Origin of the sequence: Vibrio sp. 10N.261.52.C11 (genome assembly GCF_041471405.1) — a bacterium.
GTDB lineage: Bacteria > Pseudomonadota > Gammaproteobacteria > Enterobacterales > Vibrionaceae > Vibrio > Vibrio crassostreae_C.
In genome coordinates, this window is sequence record NZ_JBFROI010000015.1 from 1 (window position 1) to 26,800 (window position 26,800).

Annotated in this window: 19 protein-coding genes and 3 tRNA genes; 11 read left to right on the forward strand and 11 right to left on the reverse strand. The window is 44.7% G+C overall.

Going from position 1 to position 26,800, the window contains the following annotated elements:
• The first annotated feature begins 1 nt into the window (after nt 1).
• The 6 genes from AB4323_RS06230 to nspC all read left to right on the forward strand — a co-directional run bounded on the left by AB4323_RS06230 (nt 2) and on the right by nspC (nt 6,959).
• Nucleotides 2–77, forward strand: a tRNA-Gly gene (locus AB4323_RS06230).
• 80 nt (nt 78–157) lie between these two features.
• Nucleotides 158–244 (forward strand) — tRNA-Leu (locus AB4323_RS06235).
• 32 nt (nt 245–276) lie between these two features.
• Nucleotides 277–352, forward strand: a tRNA-Gly gene (locus tag AB4323_RS06240).
• 1,066 nt (nt 353–1,418) lie between these two features.
• A complete protein-coding gene (locus AB4323_RS06245; protein ID WP_372151936.1) occupies nt 1,419–4,358 on the forward strand; it encodes a pyridoxal phosphate-dependent class III aminotransferase in 2,940 nt (979 codons plus the stop codon).
• An 8-nt stretch (nt 4,359–4,366) separates the two neighbouring features.
• Complete coding sequence (locus tag AB4323_RS06250) at nt 4,367–5,620, forward strand: carboxynorspermidine synthase (protein WP_372151938.1); 1,254 nt, start codon at nt 4,367–4,369, stop codon at nt 5,618–5,620.
• Nucleotides 5,621–5,819: 199 nt separating this feature from the next.
• Nucleotides 5,820–6,959 (forward strand): carboxynorspermidine decarboxylase, encoded by a 1,140-nt coding sequence (nspC, locus tag AB4323_RS06255; RefSeq protein WP_102333645.1) that lies wholly within the window; start codon nt 5,820–5,822, stop codon nt 6,957–6,959.
• Between the two features lie 73 nt (nt 6,960–7,032).
• Here the strand turns inward: nspC and AB4323_RS06260 are convergent, their stop codons facing one another.
• Nucleotides 7,033–7,545: a glycine cleavage system protein R gene (locus AB4323_RS06260; protein WP_017061000.1), complete on the reverse strand. Its 513-nt coding sequence runs from the start codon at nt 7,543–7,545 to the stop codon at nt 7,033–7,035.
• Nucleotides 7,546–7,812: 267 nt separating this feature from the next.
• The gene (locus AB4323_RS06265; protein ID WP_017069173.1) at nt 7,813–8,721 is read right to left on the reverse strand and encodes a DUF3943 domain-containing protein; all 909 of its coding nucleotides are present in this window, start codon (nt 8,719–8,721) and stop codon (nt 7,813–7,815) included.
• 212 nt (nt 8,722–8,933) lie between these two features.
• On the opposite strand from AB4323_RS06265, the gene AB4323_RS06270 reads away from it, so the two are divergent.
• Nucleotides 8,934–10,172, forward strand: coding sequence for a CinA family nicotinamide mononucleotide deamidase-related protein (locus AB4323_RS06270; RefSeq protein WP_017069172.1), 1,239 nt, complete (start codon nt 8,934–8,936; stop codon nt 10,170–10,172).
• A gap of 187 nt (nt 10,173–10,359) precedes the next feature.
• Here the strand turns inward: AB4323_RS06270 and AB4323_RS06275 are convergent, their stop codons facing one another.
• The 3 genes from AB4323_RS06275 to AB4323_RS06285 are packed head-to-tail and all read right to left on the reverse strand — an operon-like array spanning nt 10,360 to nt 14,277.
• Nucleotides 10,360–11,205 (reverse strand): DmsC/YnfH family molybdoenzyme membrane anchor subunit, encoded by an 846-nt coding sequence (locus tag AB4323_RS06275; RefSeq protein WP_017060997.1) that lies wholly within the window; start codon nt 11,203–11,205, stop codon nt 10,360–10,362.
• Between the two features lies 1 nt (nt 11,206).
• Nucleotides 11,207–11,827 (reverse strand): DMSO/selenate family reductase complex B subunit, encoded by a 621-nt coding sequence (locus AB4323_RS06280; protein WP_004733360.1) that lies wholly within the window; start codon nt 11,825–11,827, stop codon nt 11,207–11,209.
• Between the two features lie 11 nt (nt 11,828–11,838).
• Nucleotides 11,839–14,277, reverse strand: coding sequence for a DmsA/YnfE/YnfF family dimethyl sulfoxide reductase (locus tag AB4323_RS06285; RefSeq protein ID WP_017063553.1), 2,439 nt, complete (start codon nt 14,275–14,277; stop codon nt 11,839–11,841).
• A 198-nt stretch (nt 14,278–14,475) separates the two neighbouring features.
• On the opposite strand from AB4323_RS06285, the gene AB4323_RS06290 reads away from it, so the two are divergent.
• Both AB4323_RS06290 and napF read left to right on the forward strand, forming a co-directional pair.
• Complete coding sequence (locus tag AB4323_RS06290) at nt 14,476–15,039, forward strand: molecular chaperone TorD family protein (protein WP_372104686.1); 564 nt, start codon at nt 14,476–14,478, stop codon at nt 15,037–15,039.
• Nucleotides 15,039–15,554: a ferredoxin-type protein NapF gene (napF, locus tag AB4323_RS06295; RefSeq protein WP_372104689.1), complete on the forward strand. Its 516-nt coding sequence runs from the start codon at nt 15,039–15,041 to the stop codon at nt 15,552–15,554. The genes AB4323_RS06290 and napF overlap by 1 nt, the downstream gene beginning before the upstream one ends.
• 172 nt (nt 15,555–15,726) lie before the next feature.
• On the opposite strand, the gene yfaE is transcribed toward napF, so the two are convergent.
• From yfaE to ubiG, 4 genes are all read right to left on the reverse strand, one after another.
• Nucleotides 15,727–16,005, reverse strand: coding sequence for a class I ribonucleotide reductase maintenance protein YfaE (yfaE, locus tag AB4323_RS06300; protein ID WP_372104691.1), 279 nt, complete (start codon nt 16,003–16,005; stop codon nt 15,727–15,729).
• Entirely contained in the window at nt 16,005–17,138 is a 1,134-nt protein-coding gene (nrdB, locus tag AB4323_RS06305; protein WP_372104694.1) for a class Ia ribonucleoside-diphosphate reductase subunit beta, read from the reverse strand. The genes yfaE and nrdB overlap by 1 nt, the downstream gene beginning before the upstream one ends.
• A gap of 103 nt (nt 17,139–17,241) precedes the next feature.
• Nucleotides 17,242–19,524, reverse strand: coding sequence for a class 1a ribonucleoside-diphosphate reductase subunit alpha (nrdA, locus tag AB4323_RS06310; protein WP_102333640.1), 2,283 nt, complete (start codon nt 19,522–19,524; stop codon nt 17,242–17,244).
• Between the two features lie 508 nt (nt 19,525–20,032).
• Complete coding sequence (ubiG, locus tag AB4323_RS06315; RefSeq protein WP_017063556.1) at nt 20,033–20,776, reverse strand: bifunctional 2-polyprenyl-6-hydroxyphenol methylase/3-demethylubiquinol 3-O-methyltransferase UbiG; 744 nt, start codon at nt 20,774–20,776, stop codon at nt 20,033–20,035.
• A 258-nt stretch (nt 20,777–21,034) separates the two neighbouring features.
• On the opposite strand from ubiG, the gene gyrA reads away from it, so the two are divergent.
• The gene (gyrA, locus tag AB4323_RS06320) at nt 21,035–23,677 is read left to right on the forward strand and encodes a DNA topoisomerase (ATP-hydrolyzing) subunit A (protein ID WP_017072500.1); all 2,643 of its coding nucleotides are present in this window, start codon (nt 21,035–21,037) and stop codon (nt 23,675–23,677) included.
• 169 nt (nt 23,678–23,846) lie between these two features.
• Complete coding sequence (locus tag AB4323_RS06325; RefSeq protein WP_372151940.1) at nt 23,847–24,476, forward strand: tetratricopeptide repeat protein; 630 nt, start codon at nt 23,847–23,849, stop codon at nt 24,474–24,476.
• Between the two features lie 39 nt (nt 24,477–24,515).
• Here AB4323_RS06325 and AB4323_RS06330 read toward each other — a convergent pair whose 3' ends face one another.
• Together AB4323_RS06330 and nrfA are read right to left on the reverse strand one after the other, a co-directional pair.
• Nucleotides 24,516–24,860: a rhodanese-like domain-containing protein gene (locus tag AB4323_RS06330; RefSeq protein WP_372151941.1), complete on the reverse strand. Its 345-nt coding sequence runs from the start codon at nt 24,858–24,860 to the stop codon at nt 24,516–24,518.
• Between the two features lie 125 nt (nt 24,861–24,985).
• Entirely contained in the window at nt 24,986–26,416 is a 1,431-nt protein-coding gene (gene nrfA, locus AB4323_RS06335; protein WP_372151943.1) for an ammonia-forming nitrite reductase cytochrome c552 subunit, read from the reverse strand.
• Nucleotides 26,417–26,800: the final 384 nt, after the last annotated feature.

The window sequence follows — 26,800 nt, forward strand, 5'->3', positions numbered from 1 at the left end:
TGCGATACTAGCTCAGTTGGTAGAGCGCAACCTTGCCAAGGTTGAGGTCATCGGTTCGAACCCGATGTATCGCTCCAAATTTTGTAATGTTGATTGGCGTCAGCATTAAGATGGTGTTTTACTTTTCAGTAATCGGCATCGCAATAAAGAATTGCGTGCCCTGGTGGTGGAATTGGTAGACACAAGGGATTTAAAATCCCTCGGCGTTCGCGCTGTGCCGGTTCAAGTCCGGCCCGGGGCACCATCTATTAAAGTCTTTATCTCGATAAAGCAAATGCGATACTAGCTCAGTTGGTAGAGCGCAACCTTGCCAAGGTTGAGGTCATCGGTTCGAACCCGATGTATCGCTCCAAATTAAGAAGCCCGAACAGAAATGTTCGGGCTTTTTGGTTTCTGACGTTTAGCTTTTACGTTTAAGAACTCTTCTTGTTCGAATCCGCACTCAACATTCATTTCTATCTCTGTTTCAAATTTTGCAATCAAGTTAGTTTTTAAAAGCGAGATTCCCTATGAACTCGTTCCTCGTGCTAGGGAATGACGGAAAGACGGTATGACCTCAAAGCCATCACTAACACCGCCTGTACACCCACGTCGTCATCCTCGGGTGTGAGGAACGAATGAACCGGGGATCTCTTGCCGCTTGCTGATTAACTTCAGTTTAATCTATTGCATCAGATAGTTTCTTGAATAAAGCAATACAATGACATGTTGTAAGGGGTTCTCTATGAATTCATACCTCGCTCTAGGGAGTGACGCCATGACCTAAAAGCTTCTCTAGCAACGTTTATAACCCCACGTCGTCATCCTCGGGTATGAGGAACGAATGAACCGGGGATCTCTTTCCCAAACGATAGTGTGACGATATTTACAGCAATTGCTTAGCCACCGCTGCTATTTATCAAGCTATTACTAAAAACTATTGATCGTTCATTTCACTTTATGTTACTTTCCCGCGCAATCTCGGAATGAAAATGTTCAAGAAGAGCAACGATTGCTTCTGGGGGATACGCGTAGTAACCATTCTTGCTGATTGGGACATTACGTAGGGTAGGTATTGGCTAGTCCTTTAGCTGATAGACGGGATACTTATGGCGCAGTTCGTCATGTTAATGGGAAACCCAACATTGAACACACTAATTACAACATTGCTAATCAGCTCTGCATTTCCAAAGGGACCAGCTCCTCATAGCTGCCCGATCCTGCAAAAATGTCCAATTCTTCAAAACAGTAGCATTACTGAACCTTGAGCACACGCTAACAATTTATCGCTGTCTTAAGACGGCTTAATTTCGTATTCGTCATTTGACTTATGCGAGCGTACAGCTATATCTCATTTCTAGACAATACGTGTATTTCACTATGAACTCTCTCCAAATTTAACGAGAGTTGGTGGGTAATTGCGTCTGATGGAGGTGAGTATGAACACATTCAAGGGGACTTTTATGACTACCGCCTTTGAAGTCGATATTAATACTATCGCAAATTCATTTTCAACTATGGTTCCTATCTTAGAGGGAACGTACGACCTAACACCTGACGCTATTTTGCTAGAGCAAGAACAGCATGAGTCGGATGTTCGCTCTTACCCAAGACGCCTGCCTATTGCTATTAAACGAGCATGTGGCGCTTTAGTTGAAGATACTCGTGGCCAACTCTTTCTCGATTGCTTAGCCGGTGCAGGTACACTTTCTCTGGGTTACAATCACCCTGAGATTAACCAAGCACTGAAAGACCAGCTCGATTCTGGTTTGCCATACCAAACACTTGATATCACGACTCAAGCAAAAGAGACGTTTATCAAGCGAGTTAAAGCCTTTCTTCCTCAAGACTTTTCAAATAACTCGGTTCTTCAATTCTGTGGCCCATCGGGTGCTGACGCTGTGGAAGCGGCGATCAAGCTTGCTAAGCAAACCACAGGTCGCAACACCATGTTTGCTTTCCGTGGTGCTTACCATGGCATGACCAACGGCACCATGGGCATGATGGGTAACCTCGGTACTAAAGAGCGTCGTAGCGGCTTGATGTCTGACGTACATTTCATGCCTTTCCCATACAACCTACGCTGCCCGTTTGGCATTGGTGGTGAAGCGGGTGCCAACGCGAGCATTCGTTATATCGAGCGTATGTTGAACGATGACGAGTCTGGCATCATGAAACCAGCCGCGATGATCGTTGAACCTGTACAAGGTGAGGGCGGTGTGATTCCAGCTCCTGCATCTTGGCTACAAGGCTTGCGTCGCATCTGTGATGAACACGGCATCCTACTGATCTTTGATGAAATTCAGTGTGGTGTAGGTAAGACGGGTCATCGATTTGCGTTTGAAGAGTCTGGCGTTAACCCAGATATCTTATGTTTGTCTAAAGCGATTGGTGGCGGACTGCCTATGTCGCTGCTTGTATTCGATAAGAGCATCGATACATGGAAAGCGGGTGAGCACACCGGTACATTCCGTGGTAACCAATTAGCAATGGTGTCTGGCGCTAAGGCGTTGGAAATCATTGAACGAGATGGTTTGGTTGAGCACGCGAACATCGCAGGCCAATACTTACGTCATGGGCTTGAGAAAATTCAATCACGCGTTAGCTGTATTGCTGAAGTTCGCGGTAAAGGCTTGATGCTTGGCGCTGAGATCAAGCAATCAAATGGTGAGCTTAACAAGTTTGGCGAACCACAATCAGACGGCGAACTGACTCTTGCGATTCAACGTGCGGCGTTAGAACGCGGCTTGATGGTTGAAAAGGGTGGTCGTGATGGTTCGGTCATTCGTTTCCTTCCGCCAATGATTATCTCTTTTGAGCAGATTGACTTTGCATTGCGCGTCATGGAAGAAGCGATCATCGCAGCAGGTGGTGGTCTACAACAAGACCCAGCTTCAAGCGAGCAAGCAAACCAAGAATGGAACAAGCATTTTATCCAGACGGGTTTAGGCGGTAGCGACGAATTTGCTAGCGTGATGAACCAAACCACTCAAGCGATGAAAGCGGTTTTTGAACAGGTTGAAACCCCTTATTCGGGTTTAGAACCAAAAGTGCTAGAAGCAGCCATCAATGCTGTCGACCTTGACAACAATCAACACGCTTTGGTTGATGTTGTAGATAGCACTGCAGACCTTGTCGCTGCAAACTCCATCTTCGTGCAACACCCAGATTGTATTGCACACCTTCACACTCCGCCTCTTATGGCTTCGGTAGCAGCTGAATCGATTATCGCGGCGTTGAATCAATCAATGGATTCATGGGACCAAGCATCGGCTGCGACTTATGTTGAGCAGCGTGTGGTGGATTGGATGTGCGAAAAATACCAACTTGGCGCACAAGCTGACGGTGTTTTCACCAGCGGCGGCACGCAAAGTAACCTAATGGGTTTATTGCTTGCGAGAGACTGGGTTGCGGATAAGCACAATGGTCATTCTATCCAAAAGCTTGGCTTACCAGAATACGCGAGTAAGCTGCGTATCTTATGTTCAAAGAAATCGCACTTCACGGTTCAAAAGTCTGCCTCTCTACTAGGGCTAGGCGAAGCGGCAGTGTGCTGTGTTGACACCAATGCAAACGGCACTATCAAACCTGACTTGCTAGACACAGAAGTGAAAGCGCTTAAAGCACAAGGGTTGATTCCTTTTGCTGTTGTCGGTACTGCGGGTACGACCGATCACGGTGCTATTGATGACCTTGAAGCGATTGCTGACATCGCCAACCAACAAGATCTTTGGTTCCATGTCGATAGTGCTTACGGTGGCGCGCTTATCTTAAGTAGCCATAAAGCTCGCCTGAAAGGCATCGAGAAAGCGGATTCAGTGAGCGTTGATTTCCACAAGTTGTTCTTCCAAACAATCAGCTGTGGTGCTGTGTTGCTGAAAGACAAAGCGAACTTTAAGTTCCTACTGCATCACGCAGACTACTTGAATCGCGAGCACGATGAGCTGCCAAATCTTGTCGATAAGTCTATTGCGACCACCAAGCGTTTTGATGCATTGAAAGTCTTCATGACGATGCAAAGCGTTGGGCCAAAGCAGTTGGGTGATATGTACGATCATCTCCTAGAGCAGACGCTTCAAGTTGCAGACCTGATTCAGAAGCATGACGATTTTGAACTGCTTGCTGAGCCGTCACTATCAACAGTGCTGTTCCGATCTAAGCCGTCAGCAAACGGCGAGCTAGATTTAGACAAATTGAATCAAACGCTAAGACTGGAAGCGCTGACTCGTGGTGTTGCAGTACTCGGTGAAACGGTCGTGGATGGTAAGAGTGCGCTTAAATTCACTATCTTGAATCCGTGCCTAAAGACATCAGATTTCAAATCTCTAATTAACAAAATTCAAACTCTAGCCACTGAGCTAGCAGAACAACAAGGGTAATTAATACTATGGCTATTCTACAAATTGGTGCAGGCGGCGTTGGTTGGGTTGTTGCACACAAAGCAGCACAAAATAACGAAGTACTGGGTGATATCACAATCGCTTCTCGCACAATCGCGAAGTGTGAAAAAATCATCGAATCTATCAAGGGCAAAAACAACCTTAAAGATTCAACTAAGAAACTAGAAGCACGTTCAGTAGACGCTGATGATGTTGATGCGCTTGTTGCTTTGATTAAAGAAGTTCAGCCGGATCTAGTGATCAACGCTGGTCCTCCTTGGGTAAACATGGCAATCATGGAAGCATGTTACCAATCTAAAGTTTCTTATTTAGATACATCGGTAGCAGTTGACCTATGTTCTGAAGGCCAACAAGTACCACAAGCTTACGATTGGCAGTGGGGCTACCGTGAGAAGTTCGCTGAAGCAGGCATCACAGGTATTCTTGGTGCTGGTTTCGATCCAGGTGTGGTATCAATCTTTGCTGCATACGCGGTTAAGCACTTGTTCGATGAGATTGACTCAATTGATGTAATGGATGTGAATGCTGGTGACCACGGCAAGAAGTTTGCGACAAACTTTGACCCAGAAACCAACATGCTTGAGATCCAAGGCGATTCTTTCTACTGGGAAAATGAAGAGTGGAAACAAGTACCTTGTCACTCTCGTATGCTTGAGTTTGAATTCCCGAACTGTGGTTCTCACAAAGTTTACTCAATGGCGCACGATGAAGTTCGTTCAATGAAAGAGTTCATCCCAGCTAAGCGTATCGAATTTTGGATGGGCTTTGGTGATGCATACTTGAACTACTTCAACTGCATGCGTGATATCGGTCTTCTTAGCCCAGATCCGCTAACACTGCACGATGGTACTGTGGTTCAGCCTCTGCATGTTCTTAAAGCACTACTACCGGATCCAACATCTCTAGCTCCGGGTTACACTGGTTTAACGTGTATCGGTACTTGGGTTCAAGGTAAGAAAGATGGTAAAGAGCGTAGCGTATTCATCTACAATAACGCAGACCACGAAGTGGCTTACGAAGACGTAGAGCACCAAGCGATCTCTTACACAACTGGTGTTCCAGCGATTACCGCTGCACTTCAGTTCTTCCGTGGCGAATGGGCTGATAAAGGCGTGTTCAACATGGAACAGCTAAATCCAGATCCGTTCCTAGCAACTATGCCGGAAATTGGTCTAGATTGGCATGTTCAAGAGCTTGAAGCAGGCGAAGGTCTTCCAGTGATTCATGAGCTGAAAAAATAAGAACTGATTTCTTGTTTTGATTGCTAATTAAAGGGGACATGGATTGTTCCCTTTTCGATGATGATAGCCTTGAAGCTTTGGTATCATTTATTTTTATTTTGTAACTCACTGCGCTCGGACAGGACAAAATCAAAATAAATCACACCAAAATTGTTAATTTACCTTTCCATCTATAGATGCTGCTTGAGTGTTTACAAAAATGACGTTTAAGAAAGAAGAACTAAAAACCCCATATTTCATGATCAACGAAGACAAGTTGATTGCGAACTTAGAAAAAGCCAAGCAACTGAAAGAGATTTCAGGTGTGAAATTGGTACTTGCGCTTAAGTGCTTCTCGACTTGGGGCGTGTTTGACATCATCAAACCGTACCTAGACGGTACTACTAGTTCTGGCCCTTATGAAGTGAAATTAGGTCACGAAACTTTTGGCGGTGAAACTCATGCTTACAGTGTGGGCTACAGTGAAGATGACGTGAGAGAGGTTGCTGACATCTGCGACAAGATGATCTTCAACTCTCAAAGCCAACTTGCTGCTTACCGTCATATTGTTGAAGGTAAAGCTTCACTGGGTTTACGTTTAAATCCGGGCGTGAGCTACGCAGGGCAAGACTTGGCGAATCCAGCACGTCAATTCTCGCGTTTGGGCGTGCAAGCTGACCACATCAAACCAGAAATTTTCGATGAGATTAATGGTGTGATGTTCCACATGAACTGTGAGAACAAAGACGTCGATGCGTTTATCGGCCTGCTTGATTCAATCTCAGAACAGTTTGGTGAGCACTTAGATAAGTTGGACTGGGTGAGCATGGGCGGAGGTGTGTTCTTCACATGGCCTGGCTATGACATCGAAAAACTCGGTCTTGCGCTGAAAGCCTTCTCTGAAAAGCACGGTGTGCAGATGTATCTTGAGCCGGGTGAAGCGATCATCACTAAAACAACCGACCTAGTTGTGACAGTGGTCGATATTGTTGAGAACGTGAAGAAAACAGCGATTGTGGATTCAGCGACTGAGGCGCACCGCCTTGACACGCTTATCTACAATGAGCCCGCATCAGTATTGGAAGCATCAGAAACAGGCAGCCATGACTACGTGATTGGTTCGTGTTCATGTCTTGCGGGCGATCAGTTCTGCGAAGCGAGCTTTGATGAGCCACTTAAGATTGGTCAAAAGCTGCATCTGTTAGACAGCGCGGGTTACACAATGGTGAAATTGAACTGGTTCAATGGCCTTAAAATGCCTTCAATCTACTGTGAACGTAGCAGTGGTGATGTTCAGAAGCTAAATGAATTCGGCTATGAAGACTTCAAACGCTCATTATCACAATGGTCAGTTAAGTAACTGAATCACAAGTTCAGAGCAATACAAAGAGCAGCTAATGAGCTGCTCTTTTTTGTTCTTTAATTTTGTTTATTTAGCTTTCAATCATCACACGAGTATCTTCACTGAGCGTTTCGAGTTCATTAACTACGTCGTCGATCTGTACTTCGATTGGCAGCTTAACGGCGATTTTTGATGTGAATAGACTTGAGCTAACACCGCCGCCACCAGCGATAAAGACGCGGTGACAATCCATATCGAGAATACTGATTCCTTGTCTATCCAATACATGAGTCACTTCGTTGACGATACCTGCTCGGTCGTTAGAGTCGAGTCTCAAGTGATGGACCGTGTCTTGAACATTGTGTGTATGATCGGAATCGACAAACTGCACGATGAGATCTGGATTGGCGCTGAACGCTTCTTTTACAATCGATTCGTTGATGGCTGGAAGTTGAACCTTTAGTACGCCTGCGACTTGGTCTTCAATAAAGTTCACTTTACTGATGAGCCATTTGCCGTCGTTTTCGTGAGTAACCGCAGCAAGCTGTTTGATTGTTGCTGGTGATGCTTTTCCGATAAAGTTTACGATAAATGTACTGTTCATATCAGCCCCCAAGGTTTCAATTATTCTTTGCTAATTAAATGTTTGATATCACGCGATAAAGTTCTTTAATTTCAGTGTAGAAGGTTACATCGAACAATGTTTGACCTAGGTCAATTTTTGAAACTAAGCTTCGATGCAAAAAAAGAGAATGAAGAGTAGGGCACAAAAAAAGCGGCTAGAGAGCCGCTTTTTAGAAGAGTTGTCACTGTGATTGATGATTCAGCAACTTATACTCAATAACTTATATTGAGTAGTACTAGAGACGAATTAGAACGTTACTTTGAAGTTCATACCAACAAACTGAGAGTCGTATGGTGCGCCAGCATCGTAAGCAAAACGTGCAGCGTCTTGGTTATCCCACCAAGGGTTAGTATTCAGGTTAACTTCTGCATCACCGCCCCATGCGTCACTTACCCAGTAGTGAATGTGTCCAACAGGGTTAAGGAAGAATAGCGACACATCACCCATGGTTTGAGAGCCCATCACTTCGCCACCTGAAGCAATGATATCCTGCTCTGCTTCTAGCATCATTTCACCGACAACCGCACCGAAGAAAGGTGTGATGAAGAGATCTTGCCATGAAGGTACTTCTGCAAACGCTTCTACGCCGTATTCCCAGAAGAACGTCGACATAGTCCAAGAGTATAAGAATGACTCAAACTCGTCGTAACCTGCGTGTCGAGCTGCGGTGTAGTAAACACCACCGAAATATGGGTGCATTACGTAGTTTAGGAAGTGTTCGTCACGGTCCCATGTTGGACCAGCAGAAACGTTATCTTTCCACTTTTTACCTAATGAGCTGATATCACGTTGGTCATCATCCCACTTAGTAATACTTTCAGGGAGCAGAGTCATTAGACCCACTGTCGCGACACTCAAGCCAAGAATGGTGTAGGTTTGACCCATTAGGTAATCCCAATCTTTCTCCTGACTCACCAACATGTGTTTTGGTTGTTGGATTGAGAAGTCGTACTCATCACTCGATTCGCTCAGTGCGTAATTGGTACTAGGCTTGTAGGTGTACAAGTTGTCATTAAAACAGTAATCTTGAGCACATTCATCCGAGTAAGAAAGGTTGATTGGCTGGTCGAAGTCGTATTGGCTTGCAACCGAGTTAACTGACATTAGCATTGAAAATGCGGCAGTAACCTTTGCTAGTAACGGTGATTTGGCCACAAGGGTCTCCATGAGAAAGTTTGGAATTGATCAGGGTCACAATTATCTATTAAATGCCTGATTTAGGGAACTAATAATTTTTATAGCTTTTCCTAAGAAAACCTTAGGTTTAACATTATTAATATTAGTGAAAAGGCGAATTGCTCCAAATTCAACCATAGACCAGTTTGTAAATAATGCAGTGTCTTTTTATGACAACAAGGGATAGAAATATGACGAAAATCGCAATGTTAAGCACAGGTGAAGAAGTTCTTCATGGAGACATTGTAGATACAAACGCAGCTTGGATGTCTGCTGAGTTTTATCAGCATGGTTTTGCGCTTGCTAAGCGCTCAACTGTGGGTGATCAAATGAATGCTCTTGTTGAAGAACTGCTGATGCTGAGCTTTAACTATGATGTGGTTATCGTTAATGGTGGTTTAGGCCCGACAACCGATGATATGAGTGCTGCCGCCGCTGCAGCTGCTTCCGAGCAGAAACTCGTCATGTTCCCTGAATGGCTTGCTCGTATGGAAGAGATGTTCTCTGGACGTGGCATGCCAATGCCAGACAGCAACCTTAAACAAGCTTTGTTACCTGCGAGTTCAGAGATTGTCGATAACCCTGTGGGGACGGCTTGTGGCTTCAAACTGAAAATTAACGATGCGACTTTCTATTTCACGCCGGGTGTACCAAGTGAATTCAAGCGCATGGTGACGTTTGAGATTCTTCCTGACTTGTCGTGTACCTACCCTCAAGTGGTTGCCTCTGAATGCAGTCGACTGTTTACGTTTGGTTTGTCTGAGTCCGGTATCTCTGATGTTTTGGATCAACTAAAGCTGCCAGAAGGTTATGAACTTGGTTATCGCTCTTATCTGCCGTTCATTGAGGTCAAACTGTTTGGTCCTAAGGCAGACTTAGAAACTCGCGTTAAGCTTCTGCAGATGGTTTACAAGCTGCTAGAGAGTAATGTCGTTAGTGTTGATGAGCCGATGATTGACCATATTGGACACATCATGGCGGAAAAAAAGAAGACGTTATCTGTGTCTGAAGTGTCGACCAAAGGTTCACTGTCAGCGTGGCTGCAATTGAATGAGCAGATAGAAGATTGCTTCGGACACTCATGGGTGATGGCTGAGCCAAAAGAGAGCGAACTTGAAAAGAGCGATCCATTAGCCGCGACCTTTGCGCTGGCTGGAGCAACAAGAGATAAGTGCGGAACTGAATTGGCTTTGGTGACTGGTAAGCTGGAAGGCAACACATTCAGCGTTGCATTGTCGACTGAAGCAGGCGAGTGGGGGCAGGTACTTGAGTTTTATCGTCAGTACTCGCGTGAAGACCAACGCAACGTGATTAAGACCGTTGCCGCCGATATGCTGAGAAGGCATTTAGATAACAAACCGATGTTTGGTACTTATTCTTCGGTTAAGCGATTAAAAGACATGTTTATTCCAGCGGCTATCATTAAGTAGCTATGTAAGCTAACGATGTAAGCTAACGATGTAAGCGAACTCGCTAAGTCTGTATTAAAAACGCTAGAAAAAACGAAATAAAAAGGCCCAACATCTAAATAGGTGTTGGGCCTTTTGTTTATCTAGCCTTCTAGATAACCAAACAAGCAGCGATGTTTACACGCAACTCATGTCTGTAAGAACTCGATTACAAACCGCTTGTCATATGTAGGCTGTAGAACAAACCACGGCCGATTAACTCTGAAGCCAAGAACAATACTAGTGCTAAGCCAAGGTTAACTGGGTTCACTTTTGCTTTGTTCAGCATAGGTAGAATCCAAATCAACAAGCTTGCCATTAGCAGTGCCACTTGAAGAATCACATAGCTACCTAAACCATCGACTAACTCAGACGCTTTTGCCGCTGAAGTTTGGATGTCTCCGATTAGGTTCAGTTTTCCTACTGTCACAAGCAAGCTGATAGCAACAGCGATAACAGCCAACATGGTGATGTTACGGTCAACCGTAAAGCGGCTGTCGTTTGCGAATACAATCACGAACTGAGATAACAGCAAGCCACCCACAACCATCGTCATGATGAAGCTCAGTGGTGTGTAGATGTTGTCCCACGTCGGTACTGTGTTGATCATGTATACGTTGATCATCGCGTACATGAAGATAACACCCAGTACCATCGCGCCAACCATCAGTGCTTTCTGGATAGCAACGCCACCTTTCTTGACTACCGACAGTAACCATTGCAGGCCACCGACAGCGAAGAATGCCGCACCGAAGAACACTTCGTTAGACAACCAAGCCGAACCTAGCTGATTAAAAGCGTTAAACGCGCGCAGTGGAGAGCCAAGGTGCGTTGTCGAGAACATGAAGCCAAGACCCATCAGTACCCATAGGATAAACATTGGAACCTTGTAGCTGTTCAGCTTCTCTTCGTCATGACCAAGTACCAGTGCACGTGCGCCAATCAGTAAGTAACCACCAACCGCAGTTTGCGCCAGCACCGTAAAGAAGATTAAAGACCACTCATGAAAAATCATCTTACACCTCCTTCGGGTTTGCTAGGTGACCGCTGGTATCGCCAGTCGGCTTCGCGTTTTTGTTCAGCTTAATCACGATGTTTGGTAGCGTTTCTGTTGAAGATGGCAGTGGAGCCACATCCGCACCAGAGCCGTACTTCTCGCGAAGTGTATTGATTTCACCAAACTCCAATGCACGAAGTGGGCAAGACTCAACACAGATAGGCTGTTTGCCTTCAGAAACACGTTGGTAACAACCATCGCATTTCGTCATATGACCTTTCTTAGCATTGTATTGTGGTGCGCCGTAAGGACACGCATTGCTACAGTGCTGACAACCAATACATACGCTCTCATCAACCACAACCAAACCGTCTTCATCACGTTTGTGCATTGCGCCCGAAGGACACACTTTCACACACGCTGGGTTAGTACAGTGGTTACAAGCGATAGATAGGTAGTAAGAAAAGACATCTTTCTGAACCCAGGTATCACCATCTTGAGTGAAGCCACCACCGGCATATTCGTATACGCGACGGTAGTTCGTTTTGATGTCTAGATCGTTATAATCTTTACAAGCAAGCTGACAGGTTTTACAACCCGTGCATTTACTTGAATCAATGTAAAAGCCGTATTGTTTCATTCCAACCTACCTTATGCTTTCTTTAGCGCTTTGATTTGAACTAGGTTTGTATGCTGAGGGTTACCCTTAGCAAGTGGGCTCGGGCGCTGAGTCGTCAGCACGTTGATAGAGCCTGCATGGTCGATCTTCTGACCATCTGGTGCGTACCATGCACCTTCGCCTAGTGCGACAACTCGAGGAAGAATCCTAGGTGTCACTTTCGCTGGAATATGTACTTCGCCACGGTCGTTGAAAATACTCACCATGTCGCCGCTATCAATACCACGTTCTTTTGCATCGATTGGGTTGATCCACAACTCTTGCGGTGCTGCTGCTTTGATTTCTGCAACGTTGCCGTAAGTCGAGTGAGTACGAGCCTTGTAGTGGAAACCGGTTAGCTGAAGTGGGTACTTCTCTGCTAGTGGGTCGTTATGACCTTCGAAAGAGTCCGCGTAAATCGGAAGTGGGTGAATCACTTCGTCTTCTTTCAGCTTCCAAGTCTTCGCGATATCAGCCAGTTGCTCTGAGTAGATCTCAATCTTGCCACTTGGTGTAGTCAGTGGGTTCGCTTCAGGATCTTTGCGGAAGTCTTCGTAAGCGATGTAGTGGTGGTCGTAGCTACGTTTGTAGATACCCAGCTCTTTCATCTCTTCGAAGGTTGGCAGTGTTGGATCGTTCTTACGAGTTTCTGCGTAAAGGTGCTCAATCCATTGCTCTTGAGTACGGCCTTCGGTGAACTCTTTTTCTACGCCCATGCGTTTTGCAAGCTGAGTACACATCTCGTAGATAGATTTCGCTTCAAACTGAGGCTCAATCGCTTTCTGCGCGTAGATGAAGTAAGGCATGTTCGCCGCTTTACCGTCCATACACCAGTCGTCTTGCTCAGACGTTGTTAAGTCTGGAAGGATGATATCGGCGTATTTCGCTGAAGAAGTCATATGGTTATCAACCACGACAATCATTTCACACGCACTTTCATCTTGAAGAATCGCGTGAGTCTTGTTGATGTCTGAGTGTTGGTTGATGATGCAGTTACCTGCGTAGTTCCAGATCATTTTGATTGGGTTCTTAAGGCGCTCTGCACCGCGAACACCATCAGTGATGTCGGTCATTTCATGGTGACGGTAAATCGCGTCTGTCCACATGAACATTGAAATAGACGTTTCAACTGGGTTTGGCACAGTAGGGAAGCGCACAAACGGAATGTTGATGTCACTTTCACGAGCACCTGTTGAACCGCCTGATACACCCACAGAACCGGTGAGTAGCGACAGCATTGCGATTGCACGACAAGCTAGCTCACCGTTCGCAGTACGTTGTAACCCCCAACCTTGGTGGATAGCACACGGTTTTGCTGTGCCCATCTCACGACCAAGCTTCACGATAGTATCAACTGGAATACCCGTGATCTTAGAAGCCCACTCTGGTGTTTTCTCTACGCCATCTTCACCTAAACCTAGGATGTAAGATTTGTAGTCGCTGTTTTTAGGCGCTGATGCAGGCAGAGTTTTCTCGTCGTAACCTACGCAGTATTTGTCTAGGAACGGTTGGTCGACAAGGTCTTCCGTGATCATCACGTGTGCAAGGCCGGCAACCAACGCAGCATCGGTAGAAGGACGAATTGGGATCCATTGATCTTCACGACCACCGGCAGTATCGGTGTAGCGAGGGTCGATGATGATCGTTCTTGCGTTCGATTTGTTTTTGCTCTCTACGTAGTGGTGGATCAGACCGCCACCAGACATACGTGTCTCAGCAGGGTTGTTACCAAACTGAATGTTAAGTTTAGTGTTCTCTAAATCAGAGAAAGAGTTGTTGTTTGCCCAACCGCCGTAGGTGTAGCTCAAGCCTTTCGTGATTTGCGCTGTTGAGTAGTCACCGTAATGGTTTAGGTAACCACCACTTAAGTTCATTAGACGAGCAATCAGCGTTTGAGCTGGTGGCCAAGACTTAGTTACTGTACCGCCCAGCGTACCAGTACCGTAGTTTAGGTAGATGGTGTCGTTACCGTAGTCTTTGATAAGGCGTTGCATGGTGCCAGCGACTTCATCATAAGCCTCTTCCCAGCTAATACGCTTAAACTTACCTTCACCACGTTTACCCACACGTTTCATTGGGTACTTTAGGCGATCTGGGTTATAAACACGGCGGCGCATCGAGCGACCACGTAGACACGCACGAACTTGGTGATGACCGTATTCGTCAGTGCCTGTGTTGTCTGTTTCTACGTATTTGATTTCACCGTTTTGTACATGCATACGCAGTGGGCAGCGAGAGCCACAGTTTACTGTACATGCACTCCACACGATTTTCTCATCCACATTCTCAGCAACCGCAGCCGCTACTGGTTTGGATTTGAAAGGTAAAGCGATACCGCCCGCAAGTGCAGCTGCACTACCTACTGCAGAGGAAGCTTTCATGAAGCCTCTTCGAGTAAGATTCATTACCCCAGATTCTTTCTTATTCGTCATTCTAAGATGCCTTTTACTATTGATAGCTAGCACTTTATAGGTAGTTTGTTCTTTATGTATTTATTTCGAATTATTGATTGATTGGCATCAAATAAGTGTGGAATTTAAAGTTTATGAATTGAATGTATAAAATAGATCAAAGAATGAAATGAGTTAATTAATATAATTATCTTTAAACCTATAACGGTATAAATAATAATGATTATCGATACGCATAAATTGTTGGGTTCGCTATTTTATCAAGCGACAAGTAAAGAACAGTTAATCACCATTGTCGAAGCTTTGGTTGAGAGCGAAGTACTCTCTGAAGAATGCTTGCAGGCATTAAGAAGCGAAGACGAAGATGCGCTCGCAGCAGAGTTCAGCCGCCTGTTTGAAGGCGTTGGAGATATGCCAGCTCCGCCTTGGGGTTCTGTGTACCTAGATAAAGACCGCGTTGTGTTTGGTGCTTCTACGGTTGAGTATCGCCAGTTTTTAGAATTGAATCAGATTGAATTAGACACTGGGTTAAGAGAGCCGGAAGATCAATTTGGTTTAATGTTATTCGCTCATGCGTATTTGTTAGAAAATAATATTAATTCAGCTGGTGAATTACTTGAGGGTCACTTATTAACTTGGTCTTCTGTTTATTTAGAAAAACTAAATAAAGCATCAGAGTTATCTTTTTATAAAAAGCTATCGGTTGATGTAATAGATTGGTTTAAGTACTTAATATCTGAATATAATTTAAACGTTGCTACTAAAAAGTTATATATCGACTAATGTCTGAACAAATAAATTCAAATAGACGCGGTTTCTTAACTCGACTTTCTAAACCGGTTAAAGCAGCCGCGAATTATGAAGAGATATCACAGCGCTTGCATGCAAGACCGCCAAGAGCGGTCGATGAGGTGCTGTTTGAGCGTCTTTGCGACGGTTGTGGATTGTGTGAACAATCGTGTCCAAATAGCGTTATTGAGGTGCTAGAGGGCAGTGCGCTGCTGAATTTGGATTACAACAGTTGTTCTATGTGTAACAAATGCACTGAAGTGTGTCCGACCGGCGCACTTCATCCAACGGTCACGCCTTATATCGACCTCAAGCCGAGCTTTGCGGATAGCTGCAATAATTACATGCAAATGGACTGTTCAGCATGCCAAACGGCGTGTTCAGCTGGTGCAATACACATCGAAGTAGGAGAGTTGCCTACAGTGGACAAAGATAAGTGTAACGGCTGTGGAGAGTGCCGAAGCGCTTGTTATATTGGCTCTGTGACTCTTAACCTGACTCAGCAATAAACGTTTGGCTTTGTATGACACAAGCCAACAGGAAGATTTGGTTGAGTGATAGACGAGTCGCTTTAGATACCTAAAGACATAAATAGAAAAGGGTCCGCATTCCTAAAGGAAGCGGACCCTTTTTTGATTCTTATTGACGATATTCGAACAAAGTGACCTAAAGCCAGCTGGCTTATGCGCGTTTTTGCTTGTTTCTATGAATAACGTTACTCAGCGATAGCTCAGTCTTTGCTTTACAGATACAAGGCAATATCTCATTACCTTGCGTGTAAGCCATAGCAAAACCAACGTACTCGACCTCACCAGAATCCAACGTGCAGCGGCAAGCGCCACAGTGACCATCTCGGCAGTTGTATTCTGGCTCTAACCCAGCTTGTTCCATTGTTTCCAACAGAGTGTTTGAAGGGTTAGATTCAATTGAAGTCAGTTTGTTGATTGTGATTGTTGGCATTACAGCTCAAATCCTTCAAAGTCGTCAGCTTTTACTTCGTTGTCGATTTGGCCAACTAGGTAAGAACTGATTTCTGCTTCTTGTGGAGCAACTTGAACGTTATCTGAAGACAACCAAGCGTTGATCCATGGAATTGGGTTCGACGTTGCTGCTGGGTAAGCCGTACCTAGGCCAACAGCCTGCATACGGATGTTGGTAATGTACTCAACGTATTGGCAAAGAATGTCTTTGTTCAGACCAATCATAGAGCCATCTTTGAATAGGTATTCTGCCCACTCTTTCTCTTGCTCAGCCGCTTCTTTGAATAGGTCGAAACACTCTTGCTTACACTCTTCAGCGATCTGCATGAATTCAAAATCATCTTGACCATTGCGTAGCAAGTTGATCATGTGCTGTGTACCAGTAAGGTGAAGGGCTTCATCACGAGCGATTAGCTTGATGATCTTCGCGTTACCTTCCATTAGCTCACGCTCAGCGAATGCGAATGAACATGCAAAACTCACGTAGAAACGAATCGCTTCCAGTGCGTTTACAGACATTAGACATACGTAAAGCTTCTTCTTCAGGTCGTGAAGTGAAATCTTAACGTCTTCGCCGTTGATGTTGTGGTTGCCTTCACCGTAGCGGTGGTAGTCAGCCGTCAGCTTGATTAAATCATCGTAGTAAAACGCGATGTCTTTCGCACGCTTCAGGATCTCTTCGTTTTCAACGATGTCGTCGAATACTACACCTGGATCATTGACGATGTTACGGATGATATGTGTGTAAGAACGAGAGTGAATCGTTTCAGAGAAAGACCAAGTCTCAATCCAAGTTTCAACTTCTGGTAGAGATACCAGTGGAAGTAGGGCAACGTTAGGGCTGCGGCCTTGGATAGAATCTAGAAGCGTTTGGTACTTCAAGTTAGAGATGAAAATGTGCTTTTCATGCTCAGGAAGCTTGTTGTAGTCGATACGGTCGCTAGATACGTCTACTTCTTCTGGACGCCAGAAGAAAGAAAGCTGCTTCTCGATCAACTTTTCGAAGATTTCGAATTTTTGTTGGTCGTAACGTGCAACGTTTACCGACTGACCCAAGAACATTGGTTCTTTTAGTTGGTCATTTTTTTGCTGAGAAAAAGTACTGTAAGCCATAAATGCCTCAAATCCTTTAAAGACCCGTAATAAAACGGGCCCTGTTAATGCTTTAAACCCAGAGAAGATAACTCTTCTCTGGGGTCTTAATGTTTATTGCGGTTTAGATCTTACAACCGCCGCCTTCACAATCTTCTTCCGGCACTTGAACTGCATCGCCTTGGTCGTCTTTAGCACCATCACGAGTGTTATGGTAGTAAAGCGTCTTAACACCGTACTTGTACGCTGTTAGTAGGTCTTGAAGCAGCTTCTTCATTGGTACTTTACCGCTGTCGTAAACACTTGGGTCATAGTTAGTGTTTGCAGAGATAGCTTGGTCAACGAATTTTTGCATGATACCCACTAGGTGTAGGTAACCGTCGTTAGAACCAATGTTCCAAAGTAGCTCGTAGTTCTCTTTAAGATTTAGGAAATCTGGAACCACTTGCTTAAGGATGCCGTCTTTCGATGCTTTCACTGATACGTAACCACGTGGTGGCTCGATACCGTTAGTCGCGTTCGAGATTTGAGACGATGTCTCAGAAGGCATAAGCGCTGTTAGCGTAGAGTTACGCAGACCGTGCTCCATGATCTCTTCGCGTAGCGTGTCCCAATCGTAGTGCAGTGGCTCTTCACATACTAAGTCGATATCTTTCTTGTAAGTATCGATTGGCAGTAGGCCTTTCGCGTAGTTGGTCTCGTGGAAAGATGGGCAACGGCCTTGTTCTTTCGCCAGTTCAACAGACGCTTTTAACAAGTGGTATTGAATTGCTTCAAAAGTACGGTGAGTCAGACTGTTTGCGCTGCCATCAGAGTACTTCACGCCGTTTTTCGCTAGGTAGTATGCGTAGTTGATGACACCCACACCTAGAGTACGACGGTTCATTGTCGACTTGCGTGCTGCTGGAAGTGGGTAGTCTTGGTAATCAAGCAATGCATCAAGTGCACGAACAACCAGTTCAGAAAGCTCTGCTAGGTCGTCCAGTTCATTGATTGCGCCAAGGTTGAATGCTGAAAGCGTACATAGTGCAATTTCGCCTTCGTCATCTTCTACGTTAGAAAGTGGCTTAGTAGGAAGCGCGATTTCTAGACATAGGTTCGATTGACGAACAGGTGCTACTTCAGAATCAAACGGGCTGTGTGTATTACAGTGGTCAACGTTCTGAATGTAGATACGACCAGTAGAAGCACGCTCTTGCATTAGCAGAGAGAAAAGCTCAACGGCTTTAACCGTTTCACGCTTCACTGAAGGATCGTTTTCGTACTTAACGTATAGCTCTTCAAAACGGTCTTGGTTTTCGAAGAACGCATCGTAAAGGCCAGGTACGTCTGAAGGTGAGAACAGGCTGATGTTGCCACCCTGAACTAGGCGAGAGTACATAAGCTTGTTCAGCTGTACGCCGTAATCCATGTGACGAACTCGGTTCTCTTCAACGCCGCGGTTGTTTTTCAGTACTAATAGAGACTGAACTTCACCGTGCCATAGTGGGTAGAATACCGTTGCTGCACCGCCACGAACACCACCTTGAGAACAACATTTTACTGCTGTTTGGAAGTATTTGTAGAAAGGGATACAGCCTGTGTGGAACGCTTCACCATTACGGATTTCAGAACCAAGCGCACGGATACGACCTGCGTTGATACCAATACCAGCACGTTGAGATACGTAACGAACAATTGAGCTTGCTGTCGCGTTGATTGAATCAAGGCTGTCACCACACTCGATCAGTACACAAGAACTGAATTGACGAGTAGGCGTACGTACACCAGACATGATCGGTGTAGGTAGAGAAATCTTAAACGTAGACGATGCGTCGTAAAAACGTTTGATGTAGTCAAGACGAGTCGATTTCGGGTATTTAGCGAATAGACACGCAGCAACTAAAATGTAAAGGAACTGAGCACTCTCGTAGATTTCTTTCGTTACACGGTTTTGCACGAAGTATTTACCTTCGAGCTGCTTAACCGCTGCGTAAGAGAAGTCTAAGTCACGTTTGTGGTCGATGTACTCGTCAAGCTCTTCGAATTCAGCTTTCGTGTAATCTTCCATAAGGTGGCTATCGTATTTACCCATATCAACCAGTTTTGCAACGTGGTCATACAGTGCAGGCGGCTCGTATTCGCCGTACGCTTTTTTACGTAGGTGGAATACAGACAGACGTGCTGCTAGATATTGGTAATCAGGAGTCTCTTCAGAGATTAAATCCGCTGCTGACTTGATGATAGTTTCATGAATGTCAGTAGTGGTGATGCCATCGTAAAACTGAATGTGAGCTTTCAATTCTACTTGTGATACAGAAACATTGTGCAAGCCTTCAGCTGCCCATGTAATCACGCGATGGATCTTCTCTAGATCGATCGTTTCTTTGCGCCCGTTACGCTTGGTAACAGTAAGTTGTTGGTTCATTCTGCTTAATTTCCCTAACAAAACTGAACAAGGCCGTGTTTTTGTGTATTTCTGTGTAATTTTTGTAAATTACGTTTCGGCTTTGTGATCTTGGTCTACCCATACATTGTAGTTCAAACACAACATATAGGGGTCATTTGTTTGTTGGGTTACAAGATAGTGCTACAACTGATATTTTTCAAGGTAAAGAAATGGGGTTGCTTGTGGATAAGTGGTGGATTGAAAAAAAACTGTAAGTGACCACTAACTGATGAGGTTATATGTGACTTGATTGTATAAAAGTCGGCTTTTAATGATGCTTTATTTTTGCACGCCCATAAAAAAAAATTCCTTGATCTTTGGCCAAAATGGGCGATTGATTTTAGGCGATTAAATTTAAATCGAGGTGGTCAAAATGGAAGCTAGCGCACGAAATTCAGACTGAAAAAAGTCGCAAAGTTATGGTAATTGCAACTCTTTTCATTCGTCTTTTTTACAAAAGGTTTTACGGTAGGGCTACCGATATTTTTTAGCCAAAGTTTTGCGTGTGGACGATGTAGTTTACGTCTACATTTGTGCCTAAACGATAAGTGTCCGTAAGAGGATTGTAGTGCAGCCCTGTAATCCCTAGTTCTTGCAGCGGAGTGTTATCGACCATCTTGATAAGTTCTGCAGGGCGAATGAACTTCTCGTGCTCATGAGTGCCCTCAGGAACAATCTTAAGTAGCTTTTCTGCACCAACAATAGCGAACAGGTAAGATTTGAAGTTACGGTTCAAGGTAGAGAAGAACACGTGACCACCCGGTTTCACTAATTTTGAACATGCACTAATCACAGATTGTGGATCAGGAACGTGCTCTAGCATTTCCATACATGTCACCACATCGTAAGTTTGTGGATTCTGTTCTGCATGGTCTTCGATGGTGCTCTGGATATAATCGAGCTTGGTGCCAGTTTCCAATGCGTGAAGACGTGCCACTTCTAGCGGTTCTTTACCCATATCTAGGCCAGTGACTACTGCGCCCTCAACAGCCATGCTTTCAGCCAAAATGCCGCCACCGCAGCCAACATCGAGGACTTTCTTACCAAATAAACCTTCGGTCTTTTCTAGCACGTAATTTAGGCGCAGTGGGTTGATTTGATGTAGAGGCTTAAACTCGCCTTCCAGATCCCACCAGCGCGACGCCATGTCTTCGAATTTTTTGATTTCTGCTGGGTCTACGTTCTGTGATTTAGTCATAATCGGCATTTCCAAGTTAAATAATGCATCCATGAAATTGCAGGCATTATAACTTGCCTTTTCGCTCTGACCAGAAGATCTACAATTTTGCTAGTTTATTGGATGTAAAGTGACCATGTTTCAGCAAGATATGATGCGGAGGTGCAATTTCTCATCAATTGATTGGCTACAAGGGTCACAAGATGGTAAAAGGAGAGGGAAAGTGATGCCTCCGTAGGTAAATTTGTGTTATATTTTTCGGTCTTATACGTATTCAAAAATACGATCTGACTATAGAGGGAAAATGGCTCTATGAGCGATCTAGCGAAAGAGATCACGCCCGTAAATATTGAAGATGAGCTTAGAGGTTCATACCTAGACTACGCGATGTCCGTCATCGTTGGTCGTGCCCTTCCAGATGTGCGTGATGGCCTAAAACCTGTACACCGCCGCGTTTTGTTCGCGATGAATGTACTAGGTAATGATTGGAACAAACCATATAAAAAGTCTGCTCGTGTAGTAGGTGATGTAATCGGTAAATACCACCCACATGGTGATAGTGCTGTATACGATACTATTGTTCGTATGGCGCAACCGTTCTCACTGCGTTACATGCTAGTTGATGGCCAAGGTAACTTTGGTTCTATCGATGGCGACTCCGCGGCTGCAATGCGTTATACCGAAGTTCGTATGGCGAAAATTGCTCACGAGCTCCTGGCTGACCTTGATAAGGAAACTGTGGATTACGTACCGAACTACGATGGTACAGAACAAATTCCAGCAGTACTTCCTACAAAAATTCCTAACCTATTGGTAAACGGTGCTTCTGGTATCGCAGTAGGTATGGCTACCAACATCCCACCACATAACCTTGGTGAAGTTGTTGATGGCTGTTTAGCATTTATCAATAATGAAGATATCACTATTGATGAGCTAATGGACTATATCCCTGGTCCTGACTTCCCAACAGCAGCACTTATCAGTGGTCGTAAAGGCATCGTAGATGCTTACAAGACTGGCCGCGGTAAGGTTTACATGCGTTCAAAAGCGGATATCGAAGTAGAGAAGAATGGTAAAGAAACCATTATCGTTACTGAGATCCCTTACCAAGTAAACAAAGCTCGTTTGATCGAGAAGATTGCTGAACTGGTTAAAGATAAGAAAGTAGAAGGCATCAGTGCACTGCGTGACGAGTCTGATAAAGACGGTATGCGTATTGTTATTGAATGTAAGCGTGATGCAGTAGGCGAAGTGGTTCTTAACAACCTATACGCTCAAACTCAACTGCAAACGACTTTCGGTATCAACATGGTTGCGTTGAATAACGGTCAACCACAGTTGTTCAACATCAAAGACATGCTTAAGTGCTTCGTAGACCACCGTCGCGAAGTTGTGACTCGTCGTACTATCTTCGAATTGAAGAAAGCACGCGACCGTGCACACATCCTTGAAGCATTGTCTCTAGCACTTGCTAACATTGATGAAATCATTGAACTGATCAAGAGCGCGCCAACACCAGCAGAAGCTAAAGTTGGTTTAGTGTCTCGTGGTTGGGATCTTGGTAACGTTGCTTCAATGCTTGAGCGTGCAGGTACTGACGCAGCTCGTCCTGATTGGTTAGAAGACCAATACGGCATCCGCGATGGTCAATACTTCCTAACGGAAACACAAGCACAAGCAATTCTAGAACTTCGTCTTCACCGCCTAACAGGCCTTGAGCACGAGAAGATTCTAGACGAGTACAAAGCCCTTCTAGAAGAAATCGCTGAGCTAATGCACATTCTTGCAAGCACTGAGCGTTTGATGGAAGTTATCCGTGAAGAACTTGAAGCAGTACGTGAAATCTATGGCGACGAGCGTCGTACAGAAATCACAGCGGCAGTTCATGACATCGACATGGAAGAGCTGATTGCTCAAGAAGACGTTGTAGTAACGCTTTCTAACGCAGGTTACGTTAAGTACCAAATCCTAAGCGACTACGAAGCTCAGCGTCGTGGTGGTAAAGGTAAGAGTGCAACTAAGATGAAAGATGAGGATTACATTGAGCGTCTGCTTGTTGCTAATACTCACGATAACATCCTATGTTTCTCTACTCGTGGTAAGACATACCGTCTGAAAGTTTACCAACTGCCATTAGCAAGTCGTACTGCTCGTGGTAAGCCTATCGTTAACATTCTTCCTCTAGAAGAAGGTGAGCGTATCACGGCTATCCTGCCTGTTTCTGAGTTCTCTAACGAGAAATTCATCTTCATGGCAACGGGTGACGGTACTGTTAAGAAGACATCACTGGATCAGTTCGCAAACGTACGTGCTAACGGCCTAATTGCAGTTAACCTACGTGACGATGATTCACTGATTGGCGTTGACATCACTAACGGTGATAGCGACATCATGCTGTTCTCTAAATCGGGCAAAGTTGTTCGTTTTAACGAGGACAAAGTACGTGCAATGGGCCGTACTGCCTCTGGTGTTCGTGGTATGAAGCTTCCAGAAGACGATCAAGTAGTATCGTTGATTGTTCCTTCTAACGAAGGCGATATCCTAACTGTGACTCAAAACGGTTACGGTAAGCGTACTGAACTAGCTGAATACCCAACGAAAGGCCGTGCAACGCAAGGTGTGGTATCTATCAAAGTCTCTGAACGTAATGGCCCAGTTGTTGGCGCTGTTCAAGTTGAAGAAGGCGACGAAATGATGATGATCACCGACGCAGGTACGCTAGTACGTACTCGCGTTGCGGAAGTAAGCCAAGTTGGTCGTAACACTCAAGGTGTAACACTGATTCGTACTTCTGACGACGAGAATGTTGTAGGTCTACAACGTATCGACGAAGTAGAAGAAGCTGAGGTTGTTGAAGGCGAAGCTGAAGTAGCAAACGCTGAAGCAGCAGTCGTTTCTGAATCAAGTGAAGAGCAAGCATCAGACGCTTCTGATAGCGAGCAAGACACTGAGTAATCTTTCACTTCTATAAATAGAAGTTGAGACAAAAAGCCGAGCCATTGTGCTCGGTTTTTTATTACCTAAAATTTGGCTGTGACTTGTGTAAAAGCCAATAGCTAAACCTCGATCAATATTGTTTTAGTGAGAAAAAGGTACAGTAAAGCGTCAATGAAAGGAGAGTGGAATGGATATCTGGTTACTGATTGCTTTGCTGCTAATGAGCCTATTTCTAGTGGCAATCGTGATCGCATCAAACAGAAAGACCAGTCATCTGAAAAGCAACCTCCTTATTTCATGTGTGGCGATATTAGTCAGCATTCTGGTTTGGTCTCAGATGAAACAAGAAGCCCCTCAACTTACTTCAAGTGACGACAGCAGCTATACAACAACAGATTTCCAAAATGAACTTCAGCAGAGCTTGGAGCAAGACCCTAATCAATCAGATCTTTGGTTTAAGCTTGGTGGTGTTTATATGCAGAAAGGGGAGTTTGATGCGGCGTTTACCTGTTACGACTACGCGATTCGCTTAGACCCTCAAGCGCCTTCAGGCTTGTATGCCGCTAAAGCTACCTCACTTTATTATCTCAGTTCACAAGCGATGAGTGATGACGTCAACAAACTGCTAGAGCAATCTATGGATCTTGATCCGAACGATCGAACGGCCTTGATGTTAATCGCGACCGATCACTTCATCAGTATGCGCTATCAACAAGCGATCGATGCTTGGACTCAAATTCTCGACTCTAATCAGAAGGGGATTGATCGTGTTTCTATTATCCACTCGATCAACCAAGCCAAACAGATGATCCGTTAAGCTTGGCCCAATCGCTAGTCGTTAATCGTTAGCCTTTGGCTATTTACTTTCCTGCATTTCAATCAGGCCACCTGCGTTGTGGATTTGAGTAAACCCTTGAGCTTGTAAGAATTGATAGGCTTGTCCTGAGCGATTACCACTGCGGCAATACAACACGATTGGCTGGTCTTTATTTATGTTGGCAAAGTGTGTTGCGACCTCAGAAAGAGGGTAGTTAATCGCATTGTCCAGATGACCTTGCTTGAACTCTCCTGGTGTCCTGACATCAACGACCAGCGCACCTTCCTCAATCATTTCCCACCCTGTTTCTGCTCGTTCTGAGGCGTGAAGTCCTGAACTTGTTAATGCGATGCATAATGCCGAAAGCGAAAGTAAGTGCTTCATTCTTTGTTCCTTGAATTAGCTAAAAGGTAATGTGAAATTGGGACGGTTGAGTGCGCCCAAATCTAAAAAACCAGCCACACCTTTACAGTGTGACTGGTTTTATCTTATTGGTCTATTTGAAGAAACTAGTATTCGTAGTTGGCTTCACGCTTTTCAGCTTGCTCTTCCCACTTAGGAACCACGGTGTCTAAGAAGTGTTGCTTCTCAGCATTCATCTTATCCATGTCCATTCCTAGCGCTTTCTGAGCGGCTTCTTTGGTTGAGATATCTGGAATCTCGATTGGATCGGTAATGCCTTTCTTCGCAAGTAGACGAACAATCTTAGTTCGCGCGTCTGCTGCGCGGTCAACCGCCGTTCCAAGAACCTCTAGGGCTACTTCAGGTGCGTGCATGTGAACACCGTGAGATGCGATCGCGTAATCCCAGCGCCATTGAGCGTGACGGATATCTTGTAGGATGGGCTCCATCTCTTGTTCTGTTGCGCCTGCTTCCCATGCTGCGCCAGCTTCAAAGTGAGCGGCTACGATTTGTTTCTCAGCAGTCAGCTTCATGTTCAGCACTTGCGCTTTACGGCTTGAAACGATGTTAAGCATGGTCTCTTTAGATTGAGTGTGACAGTTTGCACAGGTATCTTCGAAGCGGTCGAATGGGTTACCCACTTTATGGTCGGTATAAACGGTGCCATCTTCTTTGGTCACTTTCGGCATATGACAGTCAGCACAAACGACTTTGTTCTTACCGTGGATGCCTTCACGCCAAGTTTCGTAACCTGGGTGCTGAGCCTTTAGCATTGGTGCTTTAGATACTTTGTGCGTCCAATCTTTAAAGCCGATTCCATCGTAATACTCTTCCATTTGCTCAACACGAGTCCCTTTGTCCCAAGGGAATTTCACGCCTTTTGTTGGCCCTGTGAAGTAGTATTCCACATGACATTGAGCACAAACGGAAGCTTGTTGATCTAAGCGACCTTGGTCTTCAAACTTCTTACCAATCGCATCGAACGCACGTTCAACATAAGGACGCGTCACCTTCAGTGCTGGCTCACCATTTTTAAAGCCTTCGCTTTGGGTATCGTGACAGTCTGCACAGCCAATAGGATTCACAATCTCGTTGCCAAGACGTGCCCATTTACCTTCAAAGTAACCGTCTTCGCCACGCTCTTCGATAACACGTGCTACGTCTGGGCTTTTACAGCTCCAACACGCCATTGGCATAGGGCCTGAACTTTCGTCCGTTGGGCCGCCAGTACGAAGTGTTTGTCGCACATCGTCAATCGCATAAAAGTGACCACGTGCCTTGTTGTAATCTTTTGCGAAGCCGTAGCCAGCCCACATGATAACCATGTTGGGATCTTCTTTTAGTGCGTCTTCAATGGTTTCGCTTTCTGAAGTTTGTCTCCATGAATGATATTGATCTGGGTGGTTTTGCTCGAACTGATCGTTACGAGGATCGCCAATTTCTTTTTGTTCAGACGCAGCAAAACTGGTCGCGCTTGCTAATGACGCGCTAACCATTAATAGTGCTGTGACCGAATTACGTATCCAATGCTTTTTCACAGTGATATCTCCAATATACTGATTTTTATACCAAGCGTTGTGAGTTTGCTATTCAAATTAAGAACTGGAGAATTCCTGTTTATATTAATTCATAAACAAACACATTTTGTTACGTGTTGGATATAGATTGTCCCAGATCAATTAATGGCAGTGACCTTAGTCACGTTGAAGTTTATATAACCCTAAAGTGGTATTGGTGGTTAGTTTAATTAGAATTTAACTGAGAATTATTATCATATATAACAATCAATTACCTAAATTGACCATGATATAAATAGGGTGATTGCGTTCACAGATTAACCTATCGAAATTTCGTATTACCCAATTAGAGGTATATTCTAACTATAGAAAGCGTTGTGGCTTATCCAAAATAAGAATTGATAT

Bases quoted from the DNA above. Each gene is read 5' to 3' on its own strand.
- AB4323_RS06245 (WP_372151936.1), top strand. From the start codon at position 1,419: ATGAACACATTCAAGGGGACTTTTATGACTACCGCCTTTGAAGTCGAT.
- AB4323_RS06250 (WP_372151938.1), top strand. From the start codon at position 4,367: ATGGCTATTCTACAAATTGGTGCAGGCGGCGTTGGTTGGGTTGTTGCA.
- nspC (WP_102333645.1), top strand. From the start codon at position 5,820: ATGACGTTTAAGAAAGAAGAACTAAAAACCCCATATTTCATGATCAAC.
- AB4323_RS06260 (WP_017061000.1), bottom strand. From the start codon at position 7,545: ATGAACAGTACATTTATCGTAAACTTTATCGGAAAAGCATCACCAGCA.
- AB4323_RS06270 (WP_017069172.1), top strand. From the start codon at position 8,934: ATGACGAAAATCGCAATGTTAAGCACAGGTGAAGAAGTTCTTCATGGA.
- AB4323_RS06275 (WP_017060997.1), bottom strand. From the start codon at position 11,205: ATGATTTTTCATGAGTGGTCTTTAATCTTCTTTACGGTGCTGGCGCAA.
- AB4323_RS06280 (WP_004733360.1), bottom strand. From the start codon at position 11,827: ATGAAACAATACGGCTTTTACATTGATTCAAGTAAATGCACGGGTTGT.
- AB4323_RS06285 (WP_017063553.1), bottom strand. From the start codon at position 14,277: ATGACGAATAAGAAAGAATCTGGGGTAATGAATCTTACTCGAAGAGGC.
- AB4323_RS06290 (WP_372104686.1), top strand. From the start codon at position 14,476: ATGATTATCGATACGCATAAATTGTTGGGTTCGCTATTTTATCAAGCG.
- napF (WP_372104689.1), top strand. From the start codon at position 15,039: ATGTCTGAACAAATAAATTCAAATAGACGCGGTTTCTTAACTCGACTT.
- yfaE (WP_372104691.1), bottom strand. From the start codon at position 16,005: ATGCCAACAATCACAATCAACAAACTGACTTCAATTGAATCTAACCCT.
- nrdB (WP_372104694.1), bottom strand. From the start codon at position 17,138: ATGGCTTACAGTACTTTTTCTCAGCAAAAAAATGACCAACTAAAAGAA.
- nrdA (WP_102333640.1), bottom strand. From the start codon at position 19,524: ATGAACCAACAACTTACTGTTACCAAGCGTAACGGGCGCAAAGAAACG.
- ubiG (WP_017063556.1), bottom strand. From the start codon at position 20,776: ATGGATGCATTATTTAACTTGGAAATGCCGATTATGACTAAATCACAG.
- gyrA (WP_017072500.1), top strand. From the start codon at position 21,035: ATGAGCGATCTAGCGAAAGAGATCACGCCCGTAAATATTGAAGATGAG.
- AB4323_RS06325 (WP_372151940.1), top strand. From the start codon at position 23,847: ATGGATATCTGGTTACTGATTGCTTTGCTGCTAATGAGCCTATTTCTA.
- AB4323_RS06330 (WP_372151941.1), bottom strand. From the start codon at position 24,860: ATGAAGCACTTACTTTCGCTTTCGGCATTATGCATCGCATTAACAAGT.